This is a genomic window from Rhizobium sp. UBA1881 (genome assembly GCF_002338015.1).
Classification (GTDB): Bacteria; Pseudomonadota; Alphaproteobacteria; order Rhizobiales; family Rhizobiaceae; genus Rhizobium.
Map to the genome: position 1 here is coordinate 1 of NZ_DDHH01000049.1, position 9,910 is coordinate 9,910.

The window sequence follows — 9,910 nt, forward strand, 5'->3', positions numbered from 1 at the left end:
TCGGCCTTTCCTTGCCGGATGGATATCAGGCCCTGACAGCCATCGATCCACCTGTGGCGACCATCACCGAACGCCGGATACCAAACTTGGCGTTACCGGTTCGCGAACCCGGCTCCCTGTCCCATGACATGGCCATTGTGGAGCGGCACCGGATGACGGGGATGAACGAGGACGACGATTTAGGCCAAGGCGCTGATTGCCAACCGATATTTGTGGTGCGCGGCATCAAATTTTGCCCGCCCGCCGCAAACGACACCCATCACCCCGCAGCCAACTCACGCTCCACCAGCCGCGTCCAGAACGCCACACCCGGCCCGATCGCATCATCGTTGAAATCGTAAGCCGTATTGTGATGCAGCGCCCCATCCACCGCCGGGCCGTTGCCGAGCCAGACATAGCACCCCGGCGCCTGCTGGCCGAAAAAGGCAAAGTCGTCGCCGGCCGTCGAGGGCGGGAAGTGGGTCACGACCTTCTCGCCGAACACCTGTGAAGCCGCGGCCAATGCCCGCTCCGTCGCATCCCCATCGTTGACGACCGGCGGAATGCGCCGTTCGAAGCCGTAGTCGGCGGCAATCCCGAACATCGATGCCGTGCCCTCCGCCAGCCGGCCGATCTCGTGCTCCAGCTGGTCGCGGACATCAGGCGAATAGGCGCGCGCCGTGCCGCCGATCTCGACGATATCGGGGATGACGTTCAGCGCCTTGGGGTCGCCCGCCTGCAGCGAACAGGCGCTGACGACGGCCGGCTGCAGCGGATCGACGACGCGGCCGACGATGGTCTGCAGCGATGAGAGGAACGTGCCGGCGGCGGTGATCGGGTCGCGGCCGAGATGCGGCTTGGCGCCATGCGTGCCGGTCCCTCGGAAAGTGACGCGCCAGCTGTCGGAAGAGGCCAGCTGCGGCCCGGCGACGACCGCCATCTCATCGACCGCAAGCCCCGGCATGTTGTGCAGCCCGTAGACGGCATCGCAGGGGAAGAGCTCAAACAATCCCTCCTCCACCATCCGCTTCGCCCCGCCGCGCCCTTCTTCGGCCGGCTGGAAGATGAAATGGACAGTGCCGGAAAAGCCGCGCGTTGCCGCGAGATGCCGGGCAGCGCCGATGAGCATCGTCGTGTGCCCATCATGACCGCAGGCATGCATCTTGCCCTGTACCGTCGACTTGTAGGGGCGATCGGCCATCTCGGGCATGGCAAGCGCATCCATGTCGGCGCGAAGCCCGATCGTCCGCGTTCCGTTGCCCACCTGCAGCGTGCCGACGACGCCGGTGCCGCCGAGCCCGCGATGAACCTTGATGCCTGCCTCGCTCAAGAGTTTGGCGACGATGTCGCTCGTCCGCACTTCCTCGAATCCGAGCTCCGGATGCGCGTGCAGATCGCGGCGCAGCGCGGTGAGGAACGGCAGATCGGCTTCGATCTCGGCGGAAATAGGCATGCGATTGAGGATCCCGTAAACACGATCGGGCGCCGGAGCGACGCCCGTGATAGACCTTGTTTATCAGGCAAACGGGCGGCGAATTCAACCTTTCGCGACTGCAGCATTGCCGTGTGCGGCGCCGTTTTCGCCGATCTCTCAGACTTGTGAACGCGCGGCGAATTTGCGCTATGAAGCGGCAACTTGACAGCAACCGGGCTTGGGTGACGTAATCCCCGCAACGCGAAAGGCCGCATAATGAGCGACGACCAGATCCCCGCCGATAGCAAGCTCACAAATTCGAAGCGCCGCTGGGCCGATGAAGGCAAGTTCCTGACCGGCCGCACGAGCAGACCCGAGACCGATCGGCTGCCGCCCGGCCAGCATCTCGTCAAGAACTGGCCGGTGCTCGATCTCGGCGAACAGCCTGCCGTGTCGACCGACACGTGGCGGCTGGAGGTCGGCGGGCTGGTCGAGACACCGCTTGATCTCAGCTGGACGGCCTTTCAGGCGCTGGAGCAGAGCACCCGCGTGTCCGACATTCATTGTGTCACGACATGGTCGCGCTACGACAACAAGTGGAGGGGCGTCGCCACGCGCGATCTGCTCGACCTCGCCATGCCGAAACAGCAGGCAAGCCACGTCATGCTGACCAGCTATGACCGCTACACGACCAACCTGCCGCTTGCCGATTTCGCCGCCGAAGACGCCATTCTTGCCACTGCCTGGGAAGACCTACCGCTGACCCGCGAGCATGGCGGCCCGATGCGGTTGATCGTGCCGCATCTCTATCTGTGGAAGAGCGCCAAGTGGCTGCGCCGTATCGATCTCATGGCGGCGGATGCAGCCGGTTTCTGGGAGCGCAACGGCTACAGCATGTATGGCGATCCCTGGCGCGAGCAGCGCTACGCCGACGATTGATCGGCCGGCATCCGCGAAGCCTCGCACGGCTGCCGAGACCAAACGCGTTTAACGCGCATTCCTTCCCGTTCGACGCGAAGATTTACTCGCCTCTACATTGAATATTCTGTTCAAACGAATCCTTTGGTGTAAGTTGAGCGCAGAATGGTGCACCGCATGAACCCATCCTGGGTTGTTCGATTAACCTGTCGCACATTTCACGCCTGAGTTGATGACCAAGGACACCACGTTTCACACCGTCACGCAGAAACTTCTCGACGCCTGGCTGAGCACGTCTCCTGATCAGCCGGGGCCGCCCGAGGCTGTCTATCGCGACGCGGTCGATCTTTTGACGATCAAGATGCGGCTGACGGTCATCGTGCTTGATGGCGAGGATCCGCTCGATTGGCAGCTGCAGGGAGTCCGCTCCTCCGGCTTCGCCTCGCGCATCCTCAACATCAACAAGCTCTTCGCGAACCAGCGCATCGGCGATTTCAAGGATCGCAACTACATGGAGACGGCGGTCATTCCGCGCTATCGCGAAGTGATCGCCTTGCAGAAGCCGTCGATGGAAATGGTCAAGACCACGCTGCTCGGCGTCAACATCGCCTATGAGCGCCTGATCCTGCCGCAAAGGACGACCGAGGCGAGACCGGCATGGCTGCTCACCGTCACCAACGGCCGCTTCATGTTCAACGCGCCGGAGCAGCAGGCCAAGCTCGACCTTACCGACGAAGCTGTCGTGCAGCTTTTGGCCGAGGGCGCGACCGCCAAGCAGATCGCCACCGAACTCGGCATCTCGCATCGCACGGTCGAGCACAGGCTGGAGCGGATGAAGGAGCGATACGGCGCCAAGAACACGGTGCACCTCACCGCCATGCTGGTGGCGATGCACCTGCACCGCGAGACCGACCGGAACTAGACCTGCTTTGGCGTCTTCGCCCCAAGCAACCGCCTTAACGCCATCACGATCAGGAAGCAGAGAGCCGCAAGGCCGGTCAGCGACGCCATGCTGGCGGGATGGGTGGGGATGTCGGCCCAATGCGGGCGGATCACATCGGTCGTGTTGAAGGCCTCGCCGCTGAACGCGCAGGTGATCAGGGATAGCCCGCGGATGGTCATGGCGACGTCGATCTCGGAGACGATCGCCCCCGCAGCCTTGGTCTCGCGCGGCATGTCGCGCAGCTTGAGCAGCACCGCCTTTGTCGCCGCCAGATAGGCATGCGAGCATTCGTTGAAGGGGCTTGCCTCATCCGTCACGCCGCCAGGCATCTTGCCCCAGAAGCAATAGGCATACTGGATCGCGGCATAGTTCAGCACGCGGCGGAACGGTTCGTCGGTATCGGTGGCACGCGACGCGAGGTCGATGATGGCGGCCCGATGCTCGGCCATCACGATCATCTCCCCATGCGAGATCTCGGGAATGGCGAGACCGGTGTGCGGCCCGTCGGTGCTGCGCTGATGCGCAAACGCCTGCCCGCCGGCGGCAAGCAGCGGCAGGATGAGGCATAGTAGAAGACGGGCGGATCGAGCGATCATGTCGGACAAAAGCCCCGGCCGAACCGGGGCTTTCCTTTTCGTCAGTGAAGAACCGGCGCGGCCGGCCGGCGAACAGCCGAGGCAACCGCCAGCTTGCGCTCGGCAAGCGCCCCGAACGCGAGACCGATCACGGTCCACAGGATCGCATGCATGCCGATCGAGGTGGTGCGGAACTGCCAGAGCACCAGCGCCGAGTAGTTCTCCGGCACTTCGTTGATGGCAGGCAGCAGGTACTGCACGACGCCGATGAAGAGCACATAGGCAAATCCGGCCATGATCGCGCCATTCCACGCGCCGAAGCGCGGCGCCAGCCGCCGGGCCAGCGAGATCGCCGCAATCAGCGCGGCGATCGACACCACGATCATCAGGAAGAACAGTTCGGTTCTGACCCCGATCGTATCCGGATTGCCGACCGCGGGCGGATTGGCGGGATACTTGATATTGGGCACGATGACGATGGCAACGAAGGCGGCGGCCGCGATACCGGCCGAGGTCCCCCGCGCGCTGAGGCTGCTGACGCGGCCCTGCACGAAGGCGAAGATCAGCGCGAAAATACCGCCGACGGCAATCGCATAGGCCATCACGCCCGTGAACAGGCCGATGCCCGCCTGCGTGGCGCGGCTCACCAGCTCCGGCTCGGCCGCTTCACCGGCTGCCTGCGCGGCCGCCTCTTCGAAACCGATCGCCTGATCGACGAGCGGCTCGCCGAATGTGTGGGCAAAGGCAAACACCAGGACGCCAGCGATCAGGCCCGCCAGCATGCCGCGAAGCAAAAGTCTTCCAACCATGTCTCAAACTCCCCAAGAGCATGCCGCGCAAAAGTGCGTAGCGGTTTTGCGGCAACGACATGCGATAAAACAAAGACTTAAATCGTGAAAAGCGAATCCGAAGGATCGCGACACGATTTAATGGCAGGGAAAGCCGAGCAGGTGTCGGCCGTCATGCACGAATTCGTGCACATACATACCGTTGAACAGCGCCATCGCGCCTTCTTCGGTGCCGACGAAATAGATGGCGATCAGCATCAGCAGGCCGCCGAAAATGGCCCATGGCAGGATGTCGCCGACGGGAATGGGAGCAGCCACCGAGGTGGGCGCGAGCGTGGTATGAGACATGAATTCCTCCTGGAAAAACGCGTTCAGTCGAGAATGTTCGTGGGTAGGGTCTGACTTCCAGTTTGAGGTATCCTCATCCTGATCACAGTGGCGCGACCGCACCGGAATTTCACCGGCTTCCAAACCTACGAGATCAACGTTATAGCTGCCGCCCTCGACCTGTCAACGCGCTGTCACACAAGGGCAAGGTTACACAGGGGCAGCGCTCGCATGACAAGGAAAAAGCCAGCGTGATGACGCGTCTCACCTTCATCTGCCACGGCGCCACCGATGCTGTCAGGCAGGCCCGCTTCCCGCTCGACGAGGCGCTGGAGGACAAGGCGATGATTGACGCCCGCGCGCTGGCGCCAGCCATGCCGCGCGCCGACCGCATCCTCACCAGTCCAGCGCTGCGCGCCCGCCAGACGGCCGATGCCCTCGGCCTCAAGGCAGAGGTCGTCCCCACCCTGGCCGATTGCGATTATGGCCGATGGGCCGGCCAGTCGATCATGACGCTGCAGGAGAGCGAACCGGACGCCCTCTCTACTTGGCTGACCGACACCGACGCCGCCCCGCACGGCGGCGAAAGCATCCGCGCCCTTCATGACCGCGTCGCGCCTTGGATGCAGGCCCAATCCGCGCTCGGCGGCCACGCCATCGCCATCAGCCATGCTCCCACCATCCGCGTCGCGGTGCTGATCGCGCTTGGAGCGCCATTGTCGTCCTTCTGGCATATCGATGTGGAGCCGCTTTCCGCCATCAGGATGACCAGCAACGGCACACGCTGGTCGCTGCGCTTCGATCGCGTGTAATTTCGATAGTTTCACATCCAGAAATTTAGATAAGCCTTGCGCAAGCCAATTGCGCAAAAGCTAAATCGCCTGGCATTTCCAGGTGATAATCCTTCGTAAAAGGAGGCCTGACCATGTCTTACGACTGGAACGGGGCGCGGCTGAAACGCACGCGTCTCATGCGGTTCACGGGCGGCGCGATCTTTCTGTGCCTGGCCGTCACCGTATCCATGCTGATGCATCTGTAGAGCATGTGAATAGCGGGCGAACGACGATGTTCGCCCGTTTCCTTTCCCGTATTTCATTAGATACGGATACGCCTATGAGTAGGCGGAGATAACTAGAAGTCACCCCCTAGTTTCAACGGATACTTTAGACTTCCGTGCTATATCCCGCCAAGGTGGAGATGGAGTGGGGAGCATGCCGGTATTTTTCCGGAGCAGAGCCGGACGGCAGTGGCTGTCCCTGATAGTGCTTGGCGCGGCCTTGTGGGTCGTCGGCGCGGTGCTGGAATTTGGCGATCTGCTCGCCTTGTTCGTCCAGCAATTCGATAGCTACGGCGCCGACAAGCTGGTGCTGGCGCTCGCCGTCGCCGGCACGATGAGCTTCGTCTATTCCGTCCTGCGCATCACCGATCTCCGCAAGGAAATGGACCTGCGTGCCAAGGCGGAAGCCAAGGCCGACTGGACCGCGACGCACGACCACCTGACCAAGCTTCCCAACCGCTACGCCTTCGAGCGCGCCGTTCTCCTGCATCGGCGCGCGCAGATCGATGCATATAGCGACGAATGGGAGCGCAATGTCAGCATCTTCTGTGTCGATCTCGATGGCTTCAAGAAGGTCAACGACCTGATCGGCCACAATGGCGGCGATGCGCTTCTGGTGGAGGTCTCCAAGCGCATCTGCGCCATCGGCAGCGCCGACTCCGTCTATCGTTTCGGCGGCGACGAATTCATCATCGTTGCGACCGGCCTTTCGTCGCAGCACGAGGAGCGTCTTTCGCGGCTTTTGATCCAGGCCGTGACCCGCCCGATCCATATCAACGGCTTTGCCGTCGAAGTCGGCGCCAGCGTCGGCTATGACCGCTGGCAGCAGGGCGAGCGACTGGAAGACACCGCCCACCGCGCCGACCTCGCCATGTATGAGGCCAAGTCGCGCGGGCCGAACAACTACCTCGCCTTCGAAGCCTCTATGCGCGACAAGGTGGCTCTGCGCGCCTCGCTCGAAGCCAAGCTCCGTGTGGCGATCAAGAACAAGGCGATCCGCCCCTTCTATCAGCCGCTGATCGATCTAAAGACCGACGAGGTCTGCGGCTTCGAGGCGCTGGCCCGCTGGACCGACGACGAGGGCAACAGCATTCCACCCGCCGTCTTCATCGGCATTGCCGAAGAGACCGGGCTGATCACCGTCCTCTTCGAGGATCTGCTGAGCCAGGCCTGCAATGATGCGCTCGCCTGGGACGATCACATCACGCTCTCCTTCAACGTCTCGCCGGTGCAGATGGAAGACCGTCTCTTGACGGCGCGCATCTTCAAGGCGCTGACGGTCAACGATCTTCCCGCCCACCGTCTCGAGATCGAGATCACCGAAAACGCCCTGATCCAGGACCCGGCGAGCGCCGCTGCCGTCCTCGACGAACTCCACGATGCCGGCGTGCAGATCGCGCTCGACGATTTCGGCACCGGCTATTCCAGCCTGTCGCAGCTCGCCAGCTACCGCTTCGACAAGATCAAGATCGACAAGAGCTTCATCGCCACCTATCGCGACGATGAGCGCCAGGAAAAGATCGTGCGCGCGATGCTGGCGCTTGGCGTCAGCCTCAACATCAAGACCACGGCCGAGGGCATCGAGGAGCCGCGTCAGCTGAACCACCTGCTGGAGCTCGGCTGCGATGTCGGCCAAGGCTACTTCTTCGGCCGACCGATGCCTGCCGCCGATATAAGCGCATTCCTGAGCCAGAGAAACGCGACTTTGGCGGCCGAATAGGCACCCTTCCGGCCTTTCGCCGTAAAATTAGCCATTTGTGATGGAACCATTCGAGATGTGGCGACGTTGGTACGTCGGGTCGCATAGGCGCCATTGTCTGCGGCACGCTTTCAGCGTGCGTAACGCAGCGATCCACGGTTGGGCACCGCGGTTCCCGATTGAAGTGAAGAGTGTACCCTTATTCATAGGAGAGGGATCTTATCATGAATGTTCGCATCGTTACTGCGTCAGCAGCGATACTCATGCTTGCCGGGTCAGCCTCGGCGGCCGACCTTGTCTCCGAACCACCACCCGCACCCGTCGAGCAGGCAGCACCTGTCTTCACATGGACGGGCTTCTACACCGGTCTTCAGGGCGGCGGCGCCTGGGGCAATGGTGATTTCTCCGGCATCGGCTCGTCCAACATGAACGGCGGCCTGATCACCGGTTTCGCCGGCTATAACTGGCAGCTGGACAACAGCATCGTGCTGGGTGTCGAAGGCGACGTGTCCTACAACTGGAACTCCGAAGACGTCGGCGTCAACAGCTACAAGTTCGACACGACGGGATCGGTTCGCGCCCGTGTCGGTTACGCGCTTGACCACGCCCTGCTCTACGGTGCGGCCGGCTGGACCGGAGCACGCGGCCATGTCGATACGCCTCTCGGCAGCGACAGCGCCACCTTCTCCGGCTGGACGGTCGGCGCCGGTGTCGACTACGCCTTCACCGACAACATCTTCGGCCGCCTCGAATATCGTTACAACGATTACGGCAGCAAGGACCTTCTGGGCGTCGATACCGACTTCAACCAGAACGTCGTGACCGTAGGCGTCGGCTTCAAGTTCTGACCTAACGTATATCAAGGCGGCACGCCGCCTGTCGAAAGAGCCCGGTCCTGCACCGGGCTTTTTCGTGTCGGCAGCAGGCGGCGCGGGCGCGTTTCAGGCTTGCGTCAGTCGAGACCGCTATGCGGCGCCTGGGCTGAAAACCGAAAGCGATCCGCATGCCGCTTGAAACGCACGCCGCGACTTCTTCCTCCCCGCGATCCTATTCACTCGCGCAACGCATCCTGCATTGGCTGACCGCGCTGCTCGTCTTCTTCAATCTCCTGCTCCCCGACGGCATGAATGCCTGGCATCGCAGCATGCGCCTCAACGGCACAGCGACTGCGGACCAGATCGCAAGCGCCAACATCCACGCCTGGGCCGGCATCGCGATCCTGGTTGCGGTGGCATTTCGCCTCGTCCTCAGGGCAACGCAGGGCGTGCCGGCATCGTCATCGGCGGAGCCGCCCCTGCTACGCACGGCCGCCGGCATCGCGCATGCTCTGCTCTACCTTCTGCTGCTCGCCATGCCGCTGAGCGGAATGGCCGCCTACTATCTGGGGATAAGCGCGGCAGGCTCCGTTCATGCCGAGATATTTAAGGTCATCCTGTGGGCCTTGATCGGCCTGCACATGCTCGGCGCGCTCGCCCACCAGTTCTATTGGAAGAGCGACAGGCTGCGGCGGATGACGGTCGGATAAGCGGGCGGGCATCGAACGCAAAGATCTGTGGGCTTTGCCTGACAGCACCCGCGATTTCCTTGTCCGACTCACCATCAGAAGGTAAGAAGGCGCTAATAGACGGCCGCGTTGACAGGCCGAACCGTTAGTACGTCTTCAACCTCTAACGCATAAAATTTCAATCAAATTCAGCAGCATAGACTGCCGCCGCGTGCTCACGCGGCGAGCCGAAAGGTGTGATCATGCGCATATCATTCATGATTTCAGTATTGGCGACAATGCTGATGGCCTTCCCCAATACCAGCACGGCCGGCTCGACGCTGCGCGCATCCCGCTCGATCGGCGCGCCCATCGGCTTCCCCTCGGCCTGCACTCGCTATGCATGGCTCTGCCACAACACCAGCAGCGGAGAGATCAGCGACGAAAAGGCGATGCCGCTTCTGAAGAAGATCAACCGCGATGCGAATTCGAGCGTCCGGCCGGCGACGGATTACTCGACGACGGGCAAGGCCGAATACTGGTCGCTGCCGATCAACAACAAGGGCGATTGCGAAGACTACGCGCTTTTGAAGATGAAGTCCCTGCTCGACGCCGGCTTTCCCGCAAACAAGCTCGCCATATCCGTGGTCATCGACCGCAACGGCGGCAACCACGTCGTGCTTCTCGCCCGCCTGAAGTCGGGCGACTACGTGCTCGACAATCTCGC

The 9,910-nt window shown here is 62.3% G+C and carries 12 protein-coding genes; 8 read left to right on the forward strand and 4 right to left on the reverse strand.

Annotated elements, in window-relative coordinates; genetic code table 11:
* Window positions 1-341 (forward strand): hypothetical protein (locus B3605_RS04860; RefSeq protein WP_296432683.1); only part of this gene is annotated, 341 nt, incomplete at its 5' end.
* Here B3605_RS04860 and B3605_RS04865 read toward each other — a convergent pair.
* Complete coding sequence (locus B3605_RS04865; protein WP_112944410.1) at window positions 260-1,432, reverse strand: M20 aminoacylase family protein; 1,173 nt, start codon at window positions 1,430-1,432, stop codon at window positions 260-262. The two genes, B3605_RS04860 and B3605_RS04865, sit on opposite strands and share 82 nt — an antisense overlap.
* A gap of 237 nt (window positions 1,433-1,669) precedes the next feature.
* Here B3605_RS04865 and B3605_RS04870 point away from each other — a divergent pair, with 237 nt between their 5' ends.
* Both B3605_RS04870 and B3605_RS04875 read left to right on the forward strand, forming a co-directional pair.
* Entirely contained in the window at window positions 1,670-2,332 is a 663-nt protein-coding gene (locus B3605_RS04870) for a sulfite oxidase-like oxidoreductase (RefSeq protein WP_296432685.1), read from the forward strand.
* A 211-nt stretch (window positions 2,333-2,543) separates the two neighbouring features.
* Window positions 2,544-3,233: a helix-turn-helix transcriptional regulator gene (locus B3605_RS04875; protein ID WP_112944408.1), complete on the forward strand. Its 690-nt coding sequence runs from the start codon at window positions 2,544-2,546 to the stop codon at window positions 3,231-3,233.
* Here the strand turns inward: B3605_RS04875 and B3605_RS04880 are convergent.
* The 3 genes from B3605_RS04880 to B3605_RS04890 all read right to left on the reverse strand — a co-directional run bounded on the left by B3605_RS04880 (window position 3,230) and on the right by B3605_RS04890 (window position 4,965).
* Window positions 3,230-3,850 (reverse strand): hypothetical protein, encoded by a 621-nt coding sequence (locus B3605_RS04880; protein ID WP_112944407.1) that lies wholly within the window; start codon window positions 3,848-3,850, stop codon window positions 3,230-3,232. The genes B3605_RS04875 and B3605_RS04880 overlap by 4 nt on opposite strands.
* 41 nt (window positions 3,851-3,891) lie before the next feature.
* Window positions 3,892-4,638, reverse strand: a complete 747-nt coding sequence (locus B3605_RS04885) for a CbtA family protein (protein WP_112944406.1) — start codon at window positions 4,636-4,638, stop codon at window positions 3,892-3,894.
* Between the two features lie 117 nt (window positions 4,639-4,755).
* A complete protein-coding gene (locus B3605_RS04890) occupies window positions 4,756-4,965 on the reverse strand; it encodes a CbtB domain-containing protein (protein WP_018902549.1) in 210 nt (69 codons plus the stop codon).
* Window positions 4,966-5,195: 230 nt separating this feature from the next.
* On the opposite strand from B3605_RS04890, the gene B3605_RS04895 reads away from it, so the two are divergent.
* From B3605_RS04895 to B3605_RS04915, 5 genes are all read left to right on the forward strand, one after another.
* Complete coding sequence (locus B3605_RS04895; RefSeq protein ID WP_112944405.1) at window positions 5,196-5,756, forward strand: histidine phosphatase family protein; 561 nt, start codon at window positions 5,196-5,198, stop codon at window positions 5,754-5,756.
* Window positions 5,757-6,155: 399 nt separating this feature from the next.
* The gene (locus B3605_RS04900) at window positions 6,156-7,721 is read left to right on the forward strand and encodes a putative bifunctional diguanylate cyclase/phosphodiesterase (RefSeq protein ID WP_113168768.1); all 1,566 of its coding nucleotides are present in this window, start codon (window positions 6,156-6,158) and stop codon (window positions 7,719-7,721) included.
* 203 nt (window positions 7,722-7,924) lie between these two features.
* Window positions 7,925-8,548 carry an outer membrane protein gene (locus B3605_RS04905; protein ID WP_112944403.1) on the forward strand — a complete coding sequence of 208 codons (624 nt, stop codon included), beginning with the start codon at window positions 7,925-7,927 and terminating at the stop codon, window positions 8,546-8,548.
* Window positions 8,549-8,703: 155 nt separating this feature from the next.
* A complete protein-coding gene (locus tag B3605_RS04910) occupies window positions 8,704-9,225 on the forward strand; it encodes a cytochrome b (protein WP_112944402.1) in 522 nt (173 codons plus the stop codon).
* A gap of 236 nt (window positions 9,226-9,461) precedes the next feature.
* A partial coding sequence (locus B3605_RS04915; RefSeq protein ID WP_296432693.1) for a transglutaminase-like cysteine peptidase occupies window positions 9,462-9,910 on the forward strand: 449 nt, incomplete at its 3' end.

Coding starts and splice junctions, on each gene's coding strand:
- B3605_RS04865 (WP_112944410.1), bottom strand. CDS start 1,432: ATGCCTATTTCCGCCGAGATCGAAGCCGATCTGCCGTTCCTCACCGCG.
- B3605_RS04870 (WP_296432685.1), top strand. CDS start 1,670: ATGAGCGACGACCAGATCCCCGCCGATAGCAAGCTCACAAATTCGAAG.
- B3605_RS04875 (WP_112944408.1), top strand. CDS start 2,544: ATGACCAAGGACACCACGTTTCACACCGTCACGCAGAAACTTCTCGAC.
- B3605_RS04880 (WP_112944407.1), bottom strand. CDS start 3,850: ATGATCGCTCGATCCGCCCGTCTTCTACTATGCCTCATCCTGCCGCTG.
- B3605_RS04885 (WP_112944406.1), bottom strand. CDS start 4,638: ATGGTTGGAAGACTTTTGCTTCGCGGCATGCTGGCGGGCCTGATCGCT.
- B3605_RS04890 (WP_018902549.1), bottom strand. CDS start 4,965: ATGTCTCATACCACGCTCGCGCCCACCTCGGTGGCTGCTCCCATTCCC.
- B3605_RS04900 (WP_113168768.1), top strand. CDS start 6,156: ATGCCGGTATTTTTCCGGAGCAGAGCCGGACGGCAGTGGCTGTCCCTG.
- B3605_RS04905 (WP_112944403.1), top strand. CDS start 7,925: ATGAATGTTCGCATCGTTACTGCGTCAGCAGCGATACTCATGCTTGCC.
- B3605_RS04910 (WP_112944402.1), top strand. CDS start 8,704: ATGCCGCTTGAAACGCACGCCGCGACTTCTTCCTCCCCGCGATCCTAT.